General features: G+C 48.0%; 17 protein-coding genes. All 17 read right to left on the bottom strand.

Annotated elements, in window-relative coordinates; translation table 11 throughout:
* Window positions 1-2: 2 nt before the first annotated feature.
* The 17 genes from pglF to EE116_RS04585 all read right to left on the bottom strand — a co-directional run bounded on the left by pglF (window position 3) and on the right by EE116_RS04585 (window position 19,499).
* Complete coding sequence (gene pglF, locus EE116_RS04665) at window positions 3-1,781, bottom strand: UDP-N-acetylglucosamine 4,6-dehydratase (configuration-retaining) (protein WP_122873442.1); 1,779 nt, start codon at window positions 1,779-1,781, stop codon at window positions 3-5.
* Entirely contained in the window at window positions 1,782-2,870 is a 1,089-nt protein-coding gene (gene pglE / locus EE116_RS04660; protein WP_122873441.1) for a UDP-N-acetylbacillosamine transaminase, read from the bottom strand. It abuts the gene before it with no gap.
* A gap of 258 nt (window positions 2,871-3,128) precedes the next feature.
* Entirely contained in the window at window positions 3,129-3,722 is a 594-nt protein-coding gene (gene pglD, locus EE116_RS04655; protein ID WP_122873440.1) for a UDP-N-acetylbacillosamine N-acetyltransferase, read from the bottom strand.
* Window positions 3,709-4,314, bottom strand: a complete 606-nt coding sequence (gene pglC / locus EE116_RS04650; RefSeq protein WP_122873439.1) for an undecaprenyl phosphate N,N'-diacetylbacillosamine 1-phosphate transferase — start codon at window positions 4,312-4,314, stop codon at window positions 3,709-3,711. Before pglC ends, pglD begins: the two co-directional genes overlap by 14 nt.
* On the bottom strand, window positions 4,307-5,434 hold the full coding sequence (pglA, locus tag EE116_RS04645) for a N,N'-diacetylbacillosaminyl-diphospho-undecaprenol alpha-1,3-N-acetylgalactosaminyltransferase (protein WP_122873438.1): 1,128 nt from the start codon (window positions 5,432-5,434) through the stop codon (window positions 4,307-4,309). The genes pglC and pglA overlap by 8 nt, the downstream gene beginning before the upstream one ends.
* A gap of 59 nt (window positions 5,435-5,493) precedes the next feature.
* On the bottom strand, window positions 5,494-7,854 hold the full coding sequence (locus tag EE116_RS04640; protein WP_122873437.1) for an STT3 domain-containing protein: 2,361 nt from the start codon (window positions 7,852-7,854) through the stop codon (window positions 5,494-5,496).
* Complete coding sequence (gene pglJ, locus EE116_RS04635; protein ID WP_122873436.1) at window positions 7,844-8,971, bottom strand: N-acetylgalactosamine-N,N'-diacetylbacillosaminyl-diphospho-undecaprenol 4-alpha-N-acetylgalactosaminyltransferase; 1,128 nt, start codon at window positions 8,969-8,971, stop codon at window positions 7,844-7,846. The genes EE116_RS04640 and pglJ overlap by 11 nt, the downstream gene beginning before the upstream one ends.
* Entirely contained in the window at window positions 8,968-9,951 is a 984-nt protein-coding gene (locus EE116_RS04630) for a glycosyltransferase family 2 protein (protein WP_122873435.1), read from the bottom strand. Before EE116_RS04630 ends, pglJ begins: the two co-directional genes overlap by 4 nt.
* A gap of 1 nt (window position 9,952) precedes the next feature.
* Entirely contained in the window at window positions 9,953-11,017 is a 1,065-nt protein-coding gene (locus EE116_RS04625; protein ID WP_122873434.1) for a glycosyltransferase, read from the bottom strand.
* 93 nt (window positions 11,018-11,110) lie between these two features.
* Window positions 11,111-11,866 carry a glycosyltransferase family 25 protein gene (locus EE116_RS04620; RefSeq protein WP_122873433.1) on the bottom strand — a complete coding sequence of 252 codons (756 nt, stop codon included), beginning with the start codon at window positions 11,864-11,866 and terminating at the stop codon, window positions 11,111-11,113.
* The gene (locus tag EE116_RS04615; protein WP_122873432.1) at window positions 11,863-13,377 is read right to left on the bottom strand and encodes an MATE family efflux transporter; all 1,515 of its coding nucleotides are present in this window, start codon (window positions 13,375-13,377) and stop codon (window positions 11,863-11,865) included. Before EE116_RS04615 ends, EE116_RS04620 begins: the two co-directional genes overlap by 4 nt.
* The gene (gene tviB, locus EE116_RS04610; protein WP_122873431.1) at window positions 13,377-14,609 is read right to left on the bottom strand and encodes a Vi polysaccharide biosynthesis UDP-N-acetylglucosamine C-6 dehydrogenase TviB; all 1,233 of its coding nucleotides are present in this window, start codon (window positions 14,607-14,609) and stop codon (window positions 13,377-13,379) included. The genes EE116_RS04615 and tviB overlap by 1 nt, the downstream gene beginning before the upstream one ends.
* Window positions 14,606-15,049: an ecotin family protein gene (locus EE116_RS04605; protein WP_122873430.1), complete on the bottom strand. Its 444-nt coding sequence runs from the start codon at window positions 15,047-15,049 to the stop codon at window positions 14,606-14,608. Before EE116_RS04605 ends, tviB begins: the two co-directional genes overlap by 4 nt.
* Window positions 15,046-16,368, bottom strand: a complete 1,323-nt coding sequence (locus EE116_RS04600) for a UDP-glucose dehydrogenase family protein (protein WP_163028059.1) — start codon at window positions 16,366-16,368, stop codon at window positions 15,046-15,048. Before EE116_RS04600 ends, EE116_RS04605 begins: the two co-directional genes overlap by 4 nt.
* Window positions 16,365-17,351, bottom strand: coding sequence for a UDP-glucose 4-epimerase GalE (gene galE / locus EE116_RS04595; protein ID WP_122873428.1), 987 nt, complete (start codon window positions 17,349-17,351; stop codon window positions 16,365-16,367). Before galE ends, EE116_RS04600 begins: the two co-directional genes overlap by 4 nt.
* Window positions 17,352-17,532: 181 nt before the next feature.
* Entirely contained in the window at window positions 17,533-18,444 is a 912-nt protein-coding gene (locus EE116_RS04590; RefSeq protein ID WP_122873427.1) for a DNA ligase, read from the bottom strand.
* Window positions 18,441-19,499, bottom strand: a complete 1,059-nt coding sequence (locus tag EE116_RS04585) for an NAD-dependent epimerase (RefSeq protein ID WP_122873426.1) — start codon at window positions 19,497-19,499, stop codon at window positions 18,441-18,443. The genes EE116_RS04590 and EE116_RS04585 overlap by 4 nt, the downstream gene beginning before the upstream one ends.
* Window positions 19,500-19,608 lie beyond the last annotated feature (109 nt).

Genomic DNA, 19,608 nt, shown 5'->3' with positions numbered 1-19,608 from the left:
ATTTATTCCTTATTTAGAGCGTGATTAAACTCCGGCACGATCTCTTTTAGCCCCGCTGCAACGTCGTCCGCGTGCGTTAAATTTTTGATTTGTTCATTTAGTTTAGCCACGTCGTATTTGCTAGAGTGCGTCACGAAAATAGACTGAAACTCGGTTTTTACGTCGTCTTTGTTGATTAAAAGCTCCTCATAAAGCTTCTCGCCCGGACGAAGACCGACGAATTCGACGCCCAGGTGTTCTTTGTTTGATAAAATCAGCATCTTTTTAGCTAGATCGGCGATCTTTATCGGCTCGCCCATATCAAGCACGAAAAGCTCGCCGCCCTTTGCTATCGAGGCGGCCTGAAGCACGAGCTGACAGGCCTCGGAAACCAGCATAAAATACCTCGTGATGTCAGGGTGCGTGACGGTTAGCGGTTTATTATTTTCGATTTGTTCTTTAAATTTCGGTATTACGCTGCCGCTTGAGCCTAGCACGTTGCCAAAACGCACTGCGACTATCTCGGTTTTAGCAGGCAAATTCGAGTTTAGCGCGTAAAGCTCGCACACGCGCTTAGTCGCACCCATGATATTAGTCGGGCGCACAGCCTTATCCGATGAGATCATCACGACCTTGCTAACGCCGTATTCGATAGATAAATCGATCAAAATTTTAGTGCCTATTATGTTATTTACGACAGCAGCCTTCGGGTTTGCTTCGCAAAGCGGCACGTGCTTATAGGCTGCGGCATGGATCGCGATCTGCGGCCTAAACTCCTCAAACACCGTGCGCAAGTCCGCTTCGTTTACGATATTTATCATCTTGCTCACGGTTTTGTCGCTGTGGGTTATCTCGCCGATTTTATAGAGATTAAACTCGCTGTGATCGATCATGATTAGCTTGCTAACGCCAAATTTCAAGCACTGCTTGCAAATTTCACTACCGATACTGCCGCCGGCTCCCGTGACCAAAACGACCTTACCGCCTAAAAATTTCTCCACCGCAGTGCTATCTAGGTCTTTTGGCTTTCTAGCTAGCAGATCCTCGATCGAGATATCTTTGATCGCGTCCTTGCCCGTACCAAACATCGAGAAGATCTTAATATCGCGGATACCGTAAGCCGTAAGCTCGTCAAAAAGCTCCGCCAGCTCGTCTTGACCGAGTGCTAGCGCGATGATAGCGGTTTTTACGTTGTACTCTTTGATCAAATTTGCGATTTGGCTCTTTGGTTGCACTAAAAATCCGTCGCAGTAAGTGCCGACTAGATCGCTCCTGCCGTCTACCACGCCCACGGCATATAGATCGATATAGCCCTGCCTAAGCCCCTTTAAAACGTGAAGCGCCTTTGACGTAGCGCCGATAACTACGCAAGGCTCGCCCGTGTGCGGCTTTTTAGAAAAGTCTAAAAACATACGCTTGGCGATCCTTAAATTTCCGATTAGCAGGCACGAGATAACGGCGTCGATAAAAATCACGCTTCGCGGAAACGGATTAAAAAGACTAGGCGCCGCAAAATAAACGATCCAAAAGCAAACGATCGCGCAAAGATGAACGAGGAAAATTTTCCTCGCTTCGTTTAGTCCAAAAAATCTCCACGGCACCTTGTAAATTTTAAAAAGCCACATGAAAAATAGCTTTAAAACCACCATCGTAGCGCAGCCTGCGACCAGTCCGCCTCTAAAATAATCAGGCAGCACGCCGCTAAATCTAAGCAAATACGCCAGATAAAACGACGCGACGAATATCGCGACGTCAAAGCCCAGAAAAAACGCAAGCCGCTTTAGCTTCGTCGCCTTAAACATTTATAAATTTTCCTTTACGATTTTTACTACTCGCGCAAATTCTTCGTCCCCCATCGCAGTGCCGCTAGGCAGGCAGATACCGCGTGCAAACATATCTTCGCTAGTACCGTCCGTGAACGCTAGCGCCCCCTCAAACACAGGCTGCATATGCATCGGCTTCCAAAGCGGACGGCTTTCTATATTTTCCTTCGCAAGCGCCTCTATCACGCGTAGATGCGCGCCTTTTTCTTTAAACAGAGCGGTCGTTAGCCAGCGGTTGCCGCGGGAATTTGCTATCTCAGGCATAAACTCAAGCTCGGGAAGCTCTTTTTTGTACTTTTCAAAAATTTCGCGTTTTTTCATCACGCGCTGCTCGAGCACCTCCATCTGCGCCGTTCCGATCGCGCCTAGGACGTTGCTCAGGCGGTAGTTGTAGCCGTAGTCTTTATGCTCGTAGTGCAAAAACGGCTCTCTAGCTTGAGTGCTATAAAATCTCGCCTTCTCGACGAGATCTCTTTCGCCCACTAGCATGCCGCCGCCGCTTGTAGTGATGATTTTGTTACCGTTAAAGCTATATGCGCCCAGCCGTCCGAACGTGCCCAGCGCTTTGCCGTTCAAAAAGCCGCCCAGCGCCTCGGCCGCGTCCTCGACGACGGCGATGTTTTCTTGTTCGCAGATCTCGCAGATCTCTTTCATCTTTGCCGCCTGTCCGTAAAGGTGCGTTACGACGAGCGCTTTTGGTTTTTTAGGCGAATTTGCGATCGCCTTTTTTAGTAGCTCGGGGCTTAGATTCCAGCTTTCGTCGCTATCGACAAAAACGGGCGTAGCGCCTTGATAAAGTATCGGACTAACGGACGCCATAAAGGTAAACGTAGATGCTAGCACTACGTCTCCCGCGCCGATACCAAGCACTCTTAGCGCCAAGTGGATCGCCGACGTGCCGGAATTTAGCGCCAGCGCATCGGGCGCGCCCGCATAGTTTGCCACGCTTGCTTCAAATTTATTCACGTATTCGCCAAGCGGCGCGATATAGTTGCTCTTAAAAACCTCGTTTATATACTCTTGCTCTTTGCCGCTCATGTGTGGCGGGCTTAGGAAAATTCTTTGCATTATTATTCCTTAAAGAAATTTACGCATTGTAGCACTTAAAATCTAAATATTTTTATAAAAACTCGTTTAAATTTGCTTTTAGGCCGTAGAAAATGGGGATTTTGTTAAATTTTGCGTCAAAATGTATTTTGGAACTGCAAATTTGACGCAGCATGGGACTTGGCTAAATTTTATCTATTTTTTTAGTTTGCGACGGTTTTATTATTACGAGCGCAAATTTGACGAGCGGTATTTTGGCTCTCAAATTTAACTCAAATTTCACCTAACTTTAGCTGGATTGCCGTAGGCGACGCTGCCGTCTGCGATATCTCTTACGACGACGCTGCCCGCTCCGATGATGCAGTTTGTGCCGATTTTTACGCATTGGATGACGCATGAACCTATGCCTACGTGGGTATTTTGCCCCACTATCACACCGCCTGCTAGCGCCGCATTTGGGCTAATATGCGCGAAATCGCCGATCTCGCAGTCGTGCTCGATGATCGCGCCCGTGTTTATTATCGCACCCTCGCCTATCACCGCGCGCGCGTTTATGACGGCATTTGGCATCACGACCGCGCCCTCGCCTATTTGCGCGCTCTTGCTTACTACCGCACCTGGATGGATCAAGTGTGCAACGCGAAAGTCGGCGTTTTTTACTCTTTCTTGCAGGATTCGTCTGATTTTATTATCTCCGATAGCCACGATCATGTCGGCTTTTTCCAGACTCGGGTCAAATTTGAGGACGCTTTTACCGTCAAATTTGGCATCGTCTAAAAACACGACCTCGCCGTATCCGCAGGCTCTAGCCACGTCCGCGACGACGGCTCCGTGCCCGCTAAAGCCGTAAACGTAAATTTTAGTTGCGGCCATTAAATTTCTCCGTCGTAGCCATACCCTCTTTGCTCACGCCGCTTCGTTTTAAGACCTTTTGCACGGTTAAAATCGCGATTTTCACGTCCAGCATAAAACTAAGCTCGCGGACATATCTCGCATCAAATTTAAACTTCTCCGCCCAGCTGATCGCGTTGCGGCCGTTTACCTGCGCTAGACCCGTGATACCCGGTCTCACGTCGTGGCGGGTCGCTTGCTCGGCGTCGTAAAGAGGCAGGTATTCGACCAAAAGCGGACGAGGCCCGATGAAGCTCATATCGCCTTTTAGCACGTTAAAAAGCTGGGGCAGCTCATCAAGGCTGAGGCTTCGGATAGTCTTGCCGATACCGTTTAGGCGCATCTCGTCGGGTAGCAGCTCGCCGTCCGCGCCGCGCTCGTCGCTCATCGTTTTAAATTTGTAAATTTTAAAAATTTTAGCGTGCAAACCCGGGCGCGCCTGCGTAAAAATGACGTCCTTGCTAACCTTAAAATATATCAAAACCGCGACGACCGCCATAATCGGCAGCGTCAGCACGATCAAAAAAATCGCGCCGCAAATGTCTAGTAATCTCTTAAAAAACGCTCTATACATCGATAAATTTCCTATAAATTTCTATATATTTTCGCGCGACCGCTCGCTCGTCAAACTCACGCACGGCAAGCTCCCGCCCGTTTCGCCCCATTTGCGCGGCCAAATTTTCGTCGTTTAACAAAATCTCTATCTTTGCGGCTAGATCCGCAGAGCTTTTTACCTCGCAAAGCAGGCCGTTAAAGCCGTTCGTCACGGCCTCGTTGCAGCCGGCTACGTCGCTAGCCACGACCGCACGGCTCATACTCATCGCCTCTAAAACCGTGCGGGGAAAGCCCTCTTTGTAGCTTGGAAGCGCGAGTAGATAGCTAGCCTTTAAAAGCTGGGGCACGTCGTCTCTAGCGCCCAGATACCGCACGGCGCCGCCCGTTAGAAACTTCGCGTCGGCTGTACTTTTGTTTCCCTCAAACCCTTCGCCCGCAAAGATGAACGCGCAGTCATCGCGCCCGCGTAAAAGCTCTGCCGCCTCGTAAAACTCGCGCACGCCCTTGTGCCACATCGCGCGCGCTATCATAAGCACGATCTTTTTGCTGCGCAGATCCTCGCCTAAATTTGCGGCCAGCACGCTATTTTCGTCAAATTTGAGCGTATCCACGCCCACGCTTTTTATCTTAAAAATTTTCTCTTCGGCAATCAGCCCGCGAGCTAGAAAATACGCCGGATCGGCCTCGTTTACGAATACGCAGCCGTCGCTCATCTTTAACGCTTTTTTATAAAGCGTCTCGATCGCGGCGCGCACTAGACGGGTTTTTAGGTCGTTATCGATATAAAAGCTGCCAAGCCCTTCAACCAAATTTATCACGCGCTTTATGCCCACTTTTTTAGCGGCAAAGGTGCCAAACACGTTTGATTTGTGCGCCGAGGTTTGTAGCAGATCCAAATTTAACCCGCGTAAAATCTCGGCGAGCTTTTTTGAGTTTTCAAGCACGGTTAGAGGATTTAGGCTCGCGCGGTCAAGCTCGTATGTCACGCAGTTAAATTCGCTTTTTAGCCTATCCGTGTAGTCGCCCTTTGGCGCGATAGCAAAAACCTCGTGCCCGAGCCGCTTTAGCTCGCGCATGATCGGCGCGCGGAAAAAGTAAATGCTCATATCGGCGTGAGATAAAAATCCAAATTTAGCCATTTAAAAAACCTCTATCGCAAATTTAGCGGACACCTGCGCCTTGATCAAATTTACCGCCCTCATCTTAGCAACCTATAAATTTTAACCGCGCCGTTTAAAACGACCGGCTCAAACAACTCTTTGTCGTAGTTTTCGAGCACGAAAAGCTGTATGTAGGCCGAGTTTAGCACCGCTTCGTCAAGCACCAAAAACCGCCTGTAATCCTTCATAAAAATGAGATAAATTTTACCGTCCGCGTTCATCTCGTGCTTTTTGACGACCAGTTTATCCTTTTCGTCGTAACTTGTTTCAAAGTACGTATTTACGGGCATTTCGCGCTCGCCGATATAGACTTTTGACGCGTCGCCCGATACGCTAAACCCTCCGCCGATATTTATCGTATCGCCGTCCACCGAGTAAGGTTTGCCCGGATAAAATATCGCTCCATACTCCTCGCCGCTGTTTAGATCGAGGTTTGAAAAGCGCAAAACGGCGCTAAAGATATCGATCATGGAGTCAGGCAGATAATAATAAATCTCGCGTGTTTTTTGCGGCGGGCGGAAATCCTTGCCGTTTAGCGAATACAAAAATGAATTTACGCTCGTGGCGTTGTAGTCCTTCATCATTTGGTTCAAATTTAACCCGAATCTCTCGCTAAAATTTCGCTCGGTGTACTCGACCTCCAGACGCGCCATATTTGCCGACATGCGCTGGTTGCTAGCTAGCGCAAAGCTCACGGCAAAGTTATCCCTGCCTAGGTGCTTGCCGCCGTCGATGAGGGTCTTGACGTCCGCGTAGTAGCGGATCGGATAGCCATAGTCCCACCACGCCAGCACGTAATCCTCGCGCCCCGCGATCTTGTGTAATTTATCCAGGCTCTCGACCTCGCTTTTGGCAAAAACCGTGCCGACTTTGTAGCCGTAAATGTGCTCAAGACACGGCATCAAAGAAAGCGCGGCGATACAAAAGACGCAAATTTTTTCTAAAAGCGCGTGTTTTTTGAGCGAGCTTAACCCTGAAACCATAAAATAAGCCGCCCCGCAAACGATCGCCGCCGCTGCAAGCGTAGCTAGATATACGCCAAGGCTCGCCTCGCCGTCAAAATTTGGCGCAAAAACGGGAGATTTGCCGTGCAAGAGGCTGTAGTATTTATCAAAATATAAAAAGAAAAACGCAAAAAACGCCGCTAAACAAACGGTGCAAAATTTATCTAAAATTTTATCTTTTTTGAAAAAATCCACGCAAAGGACGGCGAAATACCCAAACCCTATCGCCATCGCCGGCACGGAGTAGATCGTAAATCTAAGCCCGCCTTTTAGCGCCAAAAATCCAAGCAGTAGCATCGGAAGGGCAAGCAAAAACGAGCGAAATTTAAAACACAGCGCCGCGACTCCTACGAGCGATAAAGCAAAAGTAACGATATGCCCGCTGATACGCTTAGCAAAGGCGTTTATCGACTCAAACTCAAACGAATAATCGCTCATTTCCATTATCGTTTTATTTACGTTGTAAAAATGAAAAACCGGCTCACTACTCTCGGAAACTCCGCGAAATATGTAAAATTTAAGCTGAAATAAAATTTGATTTAGTCCGCCGCTATAACCCAGAAGCGCGACGGCTAAAGCAAGACAAGCCGCGATAGCGCGCTTATCCCAGATCTGCGGACGAAATCTCATCGCTAGATAAAGCGCGACCGCAAGCGCACTTTTGGCGTAAAAATCGATATAGGTAAGTGCGACTATCATCAAAATAGCCGCTTCGTAATTTAGCGCGTTTTTCCTATCGAAAATCAAAGTATAGAGCAAAAATGCGCCCAGCATCGCAAAATTTAGCGAGTACGAGCTAGGATACCACCAGTCGTTTATCAGGATAAAAATCGGGATAAAAATGAGGTCGTTTACGTTTTTTTTCTGCGCGAGGCGTATCATAGCCCAGACGCTAAATGCAGGCAGCACGATCGTGAGCATATCGGTGTCGTAGTAGCCGGCCATCGTGCGGTTGTAGTAGCTGTTTGCGATGCTAGCTAGCAGCGCCGCCGCAAAGCCCATGCCAGGCGTCTCGTACTCTTTGGCTATCAAAATCACGGGAATAACGATAAGCGAGCTAAAGAACACGCTCATGTAAAGCAAAATGGTCTCGAAGCTAAAAGGTAAAATTTGATACAAAAAATACGTAAGCGTCGGCATCGAACGGCCGTAGTAGCTAAGGTCGTTTGGCTGATGAAAGCCCGCTATCATATCGCGCGCGCCCTCGGCAAAGGCATAGCCGTCGTTAGTGCTAATCATGAGCTGATCGTTCCAGAAAAAGTGCTGATATTCGCCCGCCCAATACACCCAGTACAGCCTGCAAACCACGCTAAAAACAAACGCCGCAAGCATCAAAAAGAAAGTCTGTTTTGAAAATTTAAATTTATCCAAGAGTCCCGAAATTTTACTCGACATTTTTACCCTCTAAGTATCCTATGAGCTGCGCCGCGACGGCGTTTTTATCAAATTTTACTACGCGGCCGTACGCTTTTTTTTCGTAATCCCGCCTCAAATTTTCATCCTCAAGCGCTCGCCTCATCGCAGTCTCCATCGCTTTTTCGTCATCAACGGGCGTTAAAACGCCGTATTCATTGTCGCCAAGAAGCTCTCTAGCGCCGCTTTTGTGATCGGTGGAGATGATAAATCTCTCGCAGGCAAGCGCCTCTAAAAGTACGTTTGAAAAGCCTTCAAACATCGAAGCGCAGACAAAACACTGCGCGTTTTTGATAAATTTAAACGGATTTTTGTCCGTGCCTAGTAGCTTTACGCGCGAGCTTACGCCAAGCTCGTCGATCAAATTTTGAAGCTCGACTTGCAAAGGCCCCTTGCCTAAAATCCCAAGCGTCGCGCGCTCGTCGTTTAAATTTGCGATTATTCTTATTAACATCGCTTGATTTTTACCGCTATCAAGCCGCCCGATATTTAGAAAAAACGGCTTAAATTTATCCTCTAGCGGCTCATCGGTAAGAGTTTTTATCGCTGCTAAATCAACCGCATTATATAGTACCTTCGTCTTTTCCCCGTCGCAGCCGAAATTTCGCACTAGATCCTCGGCGTTTCCCTGCGCGTTGGCCAAAATCAGATCGGCTCTAGGATAGAGCGCCTTAACTAAAATTCTATTGGCAAGCCCGCTAAGGCCACTTTTATAGATGACCGACGGGCAGCTGCGCTCGCTTATCACCATCCGTCCTTTTAGGCCTAAAATTTTAGCCGCTAAAGCCGCGTAGCAAGGACGATTCATTAAAACAAAATGCGCGTCGACGCCCATATTTTCGCAAAGTTTTTTGTATTTTAGAGCTAAAGAGGGTAGCGCAAAAGCTAGTCGAAAAAGCTTTTTTACGCCGCTTTCATAAGGATCCGAGCGCTCGAGGAAGTGAATTTTTACCGCACTTGGTATCTCGTAGGCTACGACCTCGCTCATCAAAACGAGATGAACTTCGTATTTTTCGCACAGAGCCGGGAGCAGATTTGAGACCACGCGCTCCGCGCCGCCAGGCCCCATCGAGTAGAGAAAAACGGCTAATTTTTTCATTCGCCGTGCGTTTTTTTATATATCCAAACGCGAATTTTAGTTAAAAACAAAATCATCGACTTTGGAAATGGGCTTAAAATCAGCATTGCAAGCGCTTCTTTTGTAAATTTAAATTTGAGGCTTTTAAAAAGATATTCGTACATTTTTTTGTATTCGCCGCCGAATTTAGCATAATACGCCGCCATTTTGTATAGGATCGCGATATGAGCATCGTTTACGCGAAATTTCGGCTCGGCCGAATTTGAGCCGCTTGCGCTAGCTTGAGCGTTTTTCTCGGCGATCTTTTGCAAAATAAGCTCCGCAGTCATAGCGTAGCCTTTCATTATGCAAAGCGGGCGTTTAAACGAGTTTATCGTGACGCTGTCGCTGCGGTGAAAGCGGTAAATACGCACGGCATCGTGCAGGTAGTAAGCAGGAAGGTCAAAAAGATAGATCCAAAGCGTATTTTCACTACCGTAAAGCCCCTTTTTAAAGCGCCTCTGACCGATGGCGTCGCGGCGAAACATTATCAAAAACTCGCCCGTTATCTTGCCGTCGTAGTAGTCCTGCGGCGAAATTTCCCCGCTTTTACTCAGTCCAAATCCCGAAAATTTCGTCGTCGGCTCGCCGTCGATCTCAAAATAACAGTTCGCCCATACGCTAGCATACCCCTGCTCTAGCACGGCCGCCATCTTGCTTATGGCGCCTTCTATTAGCAAGTCATCGTCGTCTAGTATCACGAAAGCATCGCCGCTAGCGTGATCAAAGCCGTTGTTTTTATTGCCGTTTGGGCCGCGGTCGTAAGTTTGGTTTAAGACGTATTTTACGTTGTCAAATTTGGCGACGTAGCTTTGCGCGAGCTCGCGCGTGCCGTCGTTTGAGTTGTCGTCGCTGATTATGATTTCTTTATTTTCGTAGTCTTGAGCCAGCGCGCTTTTTAGGGCGGCTTCAAAAAGCTCTTTGCGGTTGTAGGTTGGGATTATTATGCTTACTTTTAGCATTTTAGCCCTTTATATTTTGAGTGATAAAATCCATCCACTTTTGATAAATTTGATCGGTTTTAAAGCTATTTTCACGCTCGCTAGCATTGTTTACAAGCTCCTGTCTTAGCCCCTCGTCGCGCATCAAAAGTTCGATTTTGCTTCCGAGCGCTTTTACGTCGTCTATCGGCACCAAAAATCCGTCCTTGCCGTCCTCGATGAGCTCTTTTGCACCGCTTGTCGCAGTCGCTACCCTGGCGCAGTTAAAAAATACGCTCTCGATTAAAACGTTTGGCAAGCCCTCGGTTTTAGAGCTTGAGACGAGGATTTTAGCCCTTTCGTAAAGCGAAGCTACGTCGCTTGTTTGCCCGATAAATTCGGCATCCAGATGTAGCTGCTCGTGCGCGATGAGCTCTAGCCTTTGCCTCTCTTCGCCAGCGCCCGCTATCACGATTTTCCAGTCTTTTAAAAGCTCTTTATCGACTAGGCTCATAGCCTTTAAAAATACGTCGCAACCTTTAAGCGAGATTAGACGGCCGACGAAAAGGATGATATTTTCCTTCGGCAAGCCCTGCTTTTTGGCTTCAAACATCGGATTGTACATAACGGTTTTATTTTTTACGAAGCTATAGTATTCGTAGTCCTCTTTCGTAAGGACCGTGAGTCCGCTAGCTAGCGGATAGAGCAAACGGCGCAAAAACAGCCAGCCGCGCCCTTTGAAAAAATCGGCGCTTGAATGCTCGCTGATAAAAAGCGGCTTGTTTATAAATAAATTCGACAAAATCACGTTGATATTGGTACTGTCCATCGAGGATATAACGACGTCGAAGTCGCCGTTTTTGATCAAATTTCGCTGATAAAAAAACTTTTTCACGCGCCTTATTAAATTTGCGAAAAACCCCTTTTTCACCATCGGGAAAGGCAAATCTATCAGCTTTATCCTCTCGTCTAGCTCGTAAAACGGTGGTTTGGTGTCAAATTTTAAAAGCGTTACGTCGTGAAATTTCGCAAAATAGCTCGCTAGCAAGCTCATAACGCGCTCGGCGCCGCCTGCTTGCAGGGTCGAAATTATAAATAAAACCTTCATTCTCTCTCCAAATTTTAATCGATGCGCGAAAATTTAATAAATCTTCAAAATTACTGATTTTATAAATTTTGAGCTTTATAATCGCTTAGTTTCTTATCTTTTAAATATCCGCTCATAGCCCAAAATTACCGCTTCAAAGCGCGTTGCGGCGACATATTTTAAGCTATTTAGACGAGCTAGCGGTGAGACTTTTGCCTGCGCTCTTTGCACCCGCTCGGCTTGGATATTTGAGTCCGCTAAATCGGTCGGATGCGCGAAAATATCGCTAAAATACATCTTTAAGCCGTTTTGCAAAAGTAAAATCCGCCAAAAATCGGCCACGCAAAGCGCCTTTTTGTGCGTTTGCAAAATCGCTTCTGCCGCGCGCCTATCAAGCACGTAAGCAGCCGCTCGGTAGATCGTGCCGTAAGAGCGCTTTGAGACCAGCCAAAAATCATCTTCTAGCTTTTTACCGAATGCGCTAAACCGCCCCTCCAGCCCATCCTGCGCGCCGCAAATGAGCACCGAGCCCGCATCCATCTTTGCAGCCGTTTCAAACGCCTTTTTCACGCCGTCCTCGCCTCCGATAACGTCGTCTTCTAAGATGAGCGCAAACCGGGCGTTGCTTTTTAAAAACTCCTCGTAAGCGCGCACATGAGATAGCGAGCAGCCGACCTCGGACGGGCTTAACAGCCTGCCGTAAGCCTCAAGGCTAGGCAGCGCGTAGCCGTAGTACTCCTTTGCGCTCATCGCTCTACCGTCGGTCGCTTCGACGAGCTTAAATTCGCCGTAGTTTTTAAACCGCTCTTTTAGCTTTTCGCGGCGCGTCTCGTCGCTTTTTAGCGAGATAACGAATACTAAATTTTTCATCTTTTAAACTTTGATTTGATTTTATTTATCACGACTAGCTGTTCTCTTTTGTCAAATATCAAAAATAGGCTCGCAGCGTAACCGAGCGCAAGCAAAACCGCCGAATACGCGGCAAATTCGCCCCAGCTTGAAATCTGCACAAAATTTCGCAGCCAAAAAAATAGTCCGCAAACGGCCGCGAAAACGGCTAAATTTTTAAAATAAACGCCGTAAAAAGTAGTAAGCGGCAAGCTCAAATTTAACGCGGCGTTTATGAGGTCAAATCCCAAAATGCGCACCGAATAAAGCGCGGCGCCGACGGCCGTCATACCGTAAATGCCGTAGTCCGTAAATTTAAGCACGGCAATCTGCGCCAAAATCGTGCCCGCGCCCAAAATCGTGTTTGCTATCGCGGGGCGTTTTAGTTTATTGGTCGCACTGTCGAGATTAAATAGAGAAAAAACGTAGCTGATAAATATAATCGGCACTAGAGTTATCATCGAGAGATTATAGATTAGATTTATCTCGTCCGCGTTTTTAAAAGGCAACCAAAGCGTGTAAAATTCGCGCCCGAAAGCCACGAAAATGGCCGCTGGTACGCTCATGACAAATGCCGTAACTCGCATCGAAAATTTAGCCTCCGCAACAAGCGCGGTCAAATTTGATTTGGAGTAGTGCTCGACGAATTTGGGCGCAAATATCGCGCTAAGCTGCGCTACAAAGCTCTCTAAAATGATCGGAGCCGCCTTTGAAACGGCTAAAATTCCCGTCGCGTTAGCGCTTAAAAATATGTTGCAGATAAACAGATCCATACCGCTCATAAGCACGCGGTTTAGGGCGTTAAAGCTATTATAGACGCCAGATTTCAAAAGCTCTTTTATACGTGCAAAGTCAAATTCTCGCGGGTTAAATTTAAGCTCGGGAGTGATGCGGCGCGAAACCCAAACGCTCGTAAAAAAAACAAAGAGCGACGCAACTAGAGCGGAGATCGCGATATAGGCGATCATCGGTCTAAAAAAATAAAAAAGCGCTACGATGAGAGCGGCTAAAATGGCGCTAGACGCGGCGTTGCGAACGGAGATGATGTAAAGCTTGTTTTTGATAAACATCGATACGCTGATGACGCCGTTAAAAAGTCCGACGCAAAAATTTATAAAATAAAACGCGAAAGTAAGCCGCACGTCGCCTAGTAGCGCGTCGCTCACGTTTAGCACGCTTTGCAAATTTAAGATAAAAATACCCGCGCCAAGCAAAATAAGAACGCAAAAAAAGATATTTACGACTAGAACCGACGAGTAGTAGGCGTTTGCCGCGCAGTTGTCGCCTCTGTGCCACTCGTACGCGACGAAGCGGCCGCTAACCGAGTTTATCGCAGCGGTTACGACTAGGGCGTAAGCCACGATAGCGTTAGACAGCCCGACAAAGCCGTAGGCTTCGTTGCCTAGGCTTTTTAGGATGTAGGGCGTGAGGAAAAAATTTATCCCCATCGAGACGATAAAAACGACGATGGAGCTGATCAAATTTACGAGCATTACAGCCTTGCGTCAGCGTTTTCGTAAACGTTTTTGATATCGTAAACGAGCGCTTTGCTAAATTTTAACCCTTTAAATTTATCGTGTGCGACGGCGATCACGACGCAGTCGTAGTCCGCTTCGTCAAAGCTTTTTAGCGGCGCGATACCGTATTCGCGCTTTACCTCCGCTTCGTCCGCCCACGGATCGTAGACGTCCACACTGCAACCAAAATCCCTAAGCTCCTCGATCACGTCTATCACGCGCGAGTTGCGGATGTCGGGGCAGTTTTCTTTAAACGTAAGCCCAAGCACCAAAACGCGAGCCGAATTTATCAAAACGCCCCTTTTTATCATCAGTTTTACGACCTGATCGGCGGCGTATTTGCCCATATTGTCGTTTATACGGCGTCCGGCTAGGATCATCTCGGGATGAAAGCCCAGCTCCTGCGCCTTGTGCGTGAGATAGTATGGATCTACGCCGATGCAGTGGCCGCCGACTAGGCCCGGGCGGAAATTTAAGAAATTCCACTTCGTGCCCGCCGCCTGCAAAACGGCGTTCGTGTCGATGTTCATCTTGTTAAATATCATCGCAAGCTCGTTCATAAAGGCGATATTTATATCGCGCTGAGTGTTTTCGATGACCTTGGCGGCCTCGGCGACCTTTATAGTAGGCGCTTTGTGCGTGCCGGCCGTTATGATCGAGCGATAGACCTCATCGACCTTGTCGGCTACCTCGGGCGTCGAGCCGCTAGTGATTTTTTTGATTTTAGTTACCGTGTGCTCTTTGTCGCCCGGATTTATGCGCTCAGGCGAGTATCCGCAGAAAAAGTCCTCGTTAAATTTAAGCCCGCTTTGCTCAAGCAGCGGCACGCAGATCTCCTCCGTAACGCCCGGATACACCGTGCTTTCATACACGACGATATCGCCCTTTTTTAGTACCTTTGCGACGCTTTGCGTGGCTTTTACCACTGGCGTCAAATCTGGACGCTTGTTTTTATCGATCGGCGTCGGGACGGTAACGATAAAGAAATTACAATCCTTTATATCGTCCAAATTTAGGCTAAATTTCATACCGCTTTCTATCGCTTTTTTCATCTGCTCGGCGCTTAGCTCTAGCGTGCGATCATACCCGCTTTTAAGCTCCTCTATGCGGGCAGCGTTTACGTCAAAGCCCGTGACTTCATATTTTTCGCTAAATGCAGCCGCCAAAGGCAGCCCGACGTATCCTAGTCCGATAACGGCTATTTTCATTTATTTTTCCTTTTTAATTTTTTTGATTCTATCGTTTTTACGCGTTCATACACTCTTATTTCCGCGCCTACGCCTTGCGGAGTTATTATTTTAATAGGGCTAACGCCCGGTAAAATTTGAGTGAGCTCATAATAAACCCGCCTCTTTTTCTTTCCGTCCTTGCAAAGCATCATCGTTTGCGCTAGCTCGTCGCCGCCGCTAAATTCGTAATACATCCCGCTCGCGTCCTCTTTTTCCTCGAGTTTCCCGCCGAGTAACAAGGCGAAGTTGCAGTCGATTTGCATCTCTTTAAAAAATGCGACTTCGTATTTAAAATAATCAGGCGGCATCTTTGAGATAGGCAGCTCGAAAATATTTTCCTCGGTTTTTGGTGCGTTTTCGCCCGCCAAAAGCGCAAGCGGCAGCACGCAAGTCGCGATAAAAAGTAAAATTTTCCTCATGATTTCACTCCTATTTGGAAATACTTAAAGCCCAAGTTTGCCAGATTTTTCGCGTCGTATTGATTGCGCCCGTCAAAGATCACGGCGTTTTTTAGCCGCTGTTTCATCTCCATAAAATCAGGCGACCTAAACTCGCTCCACTCGGTCACGAGCGCGAGAGCATCGGCGCCGTTTAACGCGTCGTATTTGTTTGGGGCGAATTTTAAATTTGAGTTAGGTAGATATTTTTTTGCTTCGTTTGCAGCCTTTGGATCGTAGGCGACGACGTTTGCGCCCGCGTTTTCTAGCGCCTTTATGAGCACTAGCGAGCTAGCCTCGCGCATATCATCGGTATTTGGTTTAAAAGCTAGACCCCAAATCGCCACCGTTTTGCCGCTCAAATTTCCGCCGAAAAATGCTGAAATTTTTTCAAAAAGTACCGTTTTTTGCGCCGCATTTCTAGCCTCAACCGCGCTTAAAACCTGCGGCTCAAAGCCGTTTTGCCTAGCGGTGTAGATGAGCGCCTCGACGTCTTTTGGAAAGCAGCTGCCGCCGTATCCGCAGCCGGGGTATATAAAGCTATAGCCGATGCGAGAGTCGCTGCCGATGCCTTTTCGCACCAAATTTACGTCCGCTCCCACGCGTTCGCAGATCCCCGCGATCTCGTTTATAAAGCTGATTTTAGTCGCTAGCATCGCATTTGCGGCGTATTTGGTCATCTCGGCGGACTTTACGTCCATGGCGATAAATCTATCGTGATTTTTCATAAAGGGCGCATAAAGCTCGCGCATAACGCTTTGCCCCCACTCGCTACTAGCGCCCACTACGACGCGGTCTGGCTTTAAAAAGTCCTCAACCGCCGCGCCCTCTTTTAAAAACTCGGGGTTTGAGACGACCTCAAATTTGACGTCTATGTTTCTCTTTTTTAGCTCGCCCGCGATCACTTCGGTTACCTTCTCCGCCGTACCCACGGGGACGGTTGATTTATCCACGACGATTAACGGCGAGGTTAAATTTTGCCCGATGCTTTTTGCGACTTCTAGCACGTATCGCAGATCGGCCTGCCCGTCCGCGCCCATAGGCGTACCCACCGCGATAAATAGCACGCTAGCGTGCGCCAAGGCTTCTTTTATATCGACGCTAAATTTGAGCGCGCCGTTTGCCCTGCACTCAGCCACGATTTCAGAAAGTCCGGGCTCATAGATCGGTATAACGCCGCTGTTTAGAGCGTTTATCTTTGCTTCGTCCACGTCCACGCATATGACGTCGTTGCCCATTTTAGCTAGGCACGCGCCGCTAACTAGCCCCACGTAGCCCGTGCCTACGACTGCGATCCTCACAGCCGTTTCTCCCACTCAAGCGCGGTTTTTATGATGAGCGCGAGATCCTCTCTCTTAGGCCGCCAGTTAGTTAATTTTCTTATCTTTTCGGGCTTTGCGATGAGGCACGCCGGATCGCCCTCTCTACGAGGCGCGCTAACTACTTTAAAATCAACCCCGCTTACTTTTTTAGCCGTTTCTATAACCTCTTTTACGCTAAAACCGCGGCCGTAGCCGACGTTAAAGGTCTCGCTTTTTTCATGCTCGTTTAGATACTCCAGCGCGCTTAGATGCGCGTCCGCTAGGTCGCTCACGTGGATGTAGTCCCTCACGCAGGTGCCGTCTGTCGTCGGATAGTCGCTGCCGAAAATCCCCATGCTTTCACGCTTGCCCAGAGCCGTCTGCGTCGCGACTTTGATTAGGTGCGTGGCGTTTGGATAGTTTTGCCCGATGAGCCCCTCCTCGTCGGCGCCCGCGACGTTAAAGTAGCGCAAAATCGCAAATTTGAAATTTTCATTTGAAGCGGCGTAGTCTTTGATGATCCACTCGCTCATTAGCTTGCTTCGGCCGTAGGGATTTATCGGATTTGCCGCGGTTTGCTCATCAACCTCGCCGATTTCTGGCTCGCCGTAAACGGCAGCGGTGGAGCTAAATATAAATTTATTTACGCCGTACTGCTTGCAATAAGTCAAAATTTTAGCGACGTTTGCGGTGTTGTTTAGGTAGTATTTTAGCGGATATTGAGTGCTTTCAAAAACCTCGATAAATGCGGCAAAATGGATAATCGCGTCAAATTTGCCCTCCGCAAAAATCCCGCCTAGATCATCTTCCAAATTTGCCTTTACGAACTTAAATTTACCGATTTTCTCAAGCGCGTCAAGCGCCTTTGTGGTGCCTTTGCAGAGATTATCCACGACCGTTATCTCGTGTCCGCCTTGCTTTAAAAGAGCCTTTAGCACGTGAGATCCGATGTAGCCCGCTCCGCCTGTTATTAAAATTTTCATAAATTTACCTTTTGAAATTTAGATTTTCCGATTTTATCATAAAAGATAAAAAGGTAAAATAAAAAATGAGGCGTCGCCAAGCCCGCATGCCAAATTTAGCCGTCCTATCACGCGCTTAGCGTAAATTTACGGCACCGACCTCAAAGCGACCGACGGGCAAATTTGACCGAAACGGCCGAATTTAATCCTCTCTAACCCGCAAAAATATCGGAAACCTAGGCAACCCTTTTGCGGTTAAATTTTGATACTTGTAGGTTATTATAGAGCCGATTTTAGGCGGATTTGCGCGCTCTTCGTCGCTAAAACCCGAGCCCACTTTAAATTTGACTCCGTGCGGGATTTGCTCGTCCGTGTTTGAGCCGGCCGCACCGAGCGCCTTGCAAGTTACCGAGCCCATGAGCCCGGCGTATTTGCCCGTGCCCTCGTTTATAGCCGTCACCTCGCACTCGGCGTCTTTAAATTTTTTATATTTCAGCGCGTTTTTACTTCGTTTTCGCTCGTAGGGTGCATTTGGTTCTCGCACGACCGCGCCCTCGCCGCCATTTGCGACGATATGCTCGGCAAATGCCTCAAATTCGGCGTTATCTTTTACTTTTACCTGCTTTATTATCTTTAAATTTTGCCCGGCTTGCGGGTTCTTTGCGATAAATTTTTCAAGCTCGCTAAGACGCTCTAAAAGTCCGCCGCCGGCCTCAGGCACGTCAAAAACGTAAAATTTAACCTCGCTCCACGCCGCGACGCTGGGCGTTTTATCCATCACGATCGATTGGATTTTTTCAAATTCGCCCCGTGCGGTGTAGAGCTCGCCGTCGAGCGCAAAAGACGGAAAATGCGCACTCCAGCCACCTGGCGCGGCCAAAATTTTACCGTTTCGCGAACGCAAATTTCGCCCGTCCCAGTAGGCGCGCACGCCGTCAAGCTTCTCGCTAGCTAGCCATCCGCCGACATTTTGGCCTTTGTATTCGCTAAGTTTTAAAAGCTCAAATTTATCTTTTTTAGCGGCACCTGCGCCCACTGCATTGTTTAAATTTTCGCTCTGCGCCGCTAGAGCTAAATTTAAAAAGACGGCTAACAAGAGCGCGAAAAATCTCAAATTTTAACCCCGTAAAACTCGCAGTACCACTCGATAAACCTCGCTACGCCGTCATTTACGCTAGTGTTTGGCTTGTAGTCAAAGTCCGCTACCAGATCACCCACGTCCGCATAGGTCGCAGGTACGTCGCCGGCTTGAAGCGGGAGGAAGTTTTTTTCTATCTCGCGGCCGATTTTTAGCTCGACGGCCTTGATGTAGTCCATAAGTTCTACGGGACTGTTGTTGCCGATATTATAGACCTTAAACGGCGCGCTTGAGGTGGCGGGATCAGGGTGCTTCGCGTCCCACGCCAGATTTTGCTTGGCGGGGTTATCGACGCATTTTATGATGCCATTTACGATGTCGTCCACGTAGGTAAAGTCGCGCTTCATCTTGCCGTAGTTAAAAACGTCGATTTTCTTGCCTTTTAGCGCGGCGTCTACAAACAAAAACAGCGCCATATCGGGGCGCCCCCACGGACCGTAAACAGTGAAAAATCGCAGTCCCGTAGTCGGCACGCCAAAGAGGTGCGAATACGTATGCGCCATCATTTCGTTACTTTTTTTAGTCGCGGCGTAGAGGCTGATCGGGTGATTTACGCCTTCGTGCGTAGAAAACGGCATATTTTCGTTTAGGCCGTAGACCGAGCTCGAGCTTGCGTAGACCAAATTTGCGGTTTGGTTGTGGCGGCAGCACTCGAGGATGTTCATAAATCCCGTGACGTTGCTGTCGATGTAGGCTTGCGGATTTATTAGCGAGTAGCGAACGCCCGCCTGTGCGGCCAAATTTACGACGCAGTCAAAATTTTCTTTCTCAAATAGCCTCTTCATCGTCTCGGCATCGGCTAGATCGGCCTTTATAAATTTTAAATTAGGCTGCGTTTTTGAGGTGATAAGCTTGCCATAGTCTATCTCGCTCACGTCAAAGCCGGCCGTTTTTAGGCGCGAGAGCTTTAAATTTACGTCGTAGTAGTCGTTTATCACGTCGTATCCGACGACCTCGTCGCCTCTTTTTACGAGGGCGTTTGCCAAGTGAAATCCGATAAATCCCGCCGTTCCGGTTACTAAAATTTTCATGTTTTTTCCTTTGCGATTTTGACGCTATTTTAGCACAATCTCATTTATTTCGCCGTTAGCCGCCGAGCTAGAAAGTAAAATTTGAGCAAATTTGCGCGGCCTTGGGGTC

Source organism: Campylobacter showae (genome assembly GCF_900573985.1).
In the GTDB taxonomy this organism is placed as follows: domain Bacteria; phylum Campylobacterota; class Campylobacteria; order Campylobacterales; family Campylobacteraceae; genus Campylobacter_A; species Campylobacter_A showae_E.
This window is presented reverse-complemented; position numbering and strand designations above follow the sequence as displayed.

Excerpts from the sequence above, each read along its gene's own strand:
- pglF (WP_122873442.1), bottom strand. The coding sequence starts at position 1,781 with ATGTTTAAGGCGACGAAGCTAAAGCGGCTTGCGTTTTTTCTGGGCTTT.
- pglE (WP_122873441.1), bottom strand. The coding sequence starts at position 2,870 with ATGCAAAGAATTTTCCTAAGCCCGCCACACATGAGCGGCAAAGAGCAA.
- pglD (WP_122873440.1), bottom strand. The coding sequence starts at position 3,722 with ATGGCCGCAACTAAAATTTACGTTTACGGCTTTAGCGGGCACGGAGCC.
- pglC (WP_122873439.1), bottom strand. The coding sequence starts at position 4,314 with ATGTATAGAGCGTTTTTTAAGAGATTACTAGACATTTGCGGCGCGATT.
- pglA (WP_122873438.1), bottom strand. The coding sequence starts at position 5,434 with ATGGCTAAATTTGGATTTTTATCTCACGCCGATATGAGCATTTACTTT.
- EE116_RS04640 (WP_122873437.1), bottom strand. The coding sequence starts at position 7,854 with ATGTCGAGTAAAATTTCGGGACTCTTGGATAAATTTAAATTTTCAAAA.
- pglJ (WP_122873436.1), bottom strand. The coding sequence starts at position 8,971 with ATGAAAAAATTAGCCGTTTTTCTCTACTCGATGGGGCCTGGCGGCGCG.
- EE116_RS04630 (WP_122873435.1), bottom strand. The coding sequence starts at position 9,951 with ATGCTAAAAGTAAGCATAATAATCCCAACCTACAACCGCAAAGAGCTT.
- EE116_RS04625 (WP_122873434.1), bottom strand. The coding sequence starts at position 11,017 with ATGAAGGTTTTATTTATAATTTCGACCCTGCAAGCAGGCGGCGCCGAG.
- EE116_RS04620 (WP_122873433.1), bottom strand. The coding sequence starts at position 11,866 with ATGAAAAATTTAGTATTCGTTATCTCGCTAAAAAGCGACGAGACGCGC.
- EE116_RS04615 (WP_122873432.1), bottom strand. The coding sequence starts at position 13,377 with ATGCTCGTAAATTTGATCAGCTCCATCGTCGTTTTTATCGTCTCGATG.
- tviB (WP_122873431.1), bottom strand. The coding sequence starts at position 14,609 with ATGAAAATAGCCGTTATCGGACTAGGATACGTCGGGCTGCCTTTGGCG.
- EE116_RS04605 (WP_122873430.1), bottom strand. The coding sequence starts at position 15,049 with ATGAGGAAAATTTTACTTTTTATCGCGACTTGCGTGCTGCCGCTTGCG.
- galE (WP_122873428.1), bottom strand. The coding sequence starts at position 17,351 with ATGAAAATTTTAATAACAGGCGGAGCGGGCTACATCGGATCTCACGTG.
- EE116_RS04585 (WP_122873426.1), bottom strand. The coding sequence starts at position 19,499 with ATGAAAATTTTAGTAACCGGAACGGCGGGATTTATCGGATTTCACTTG.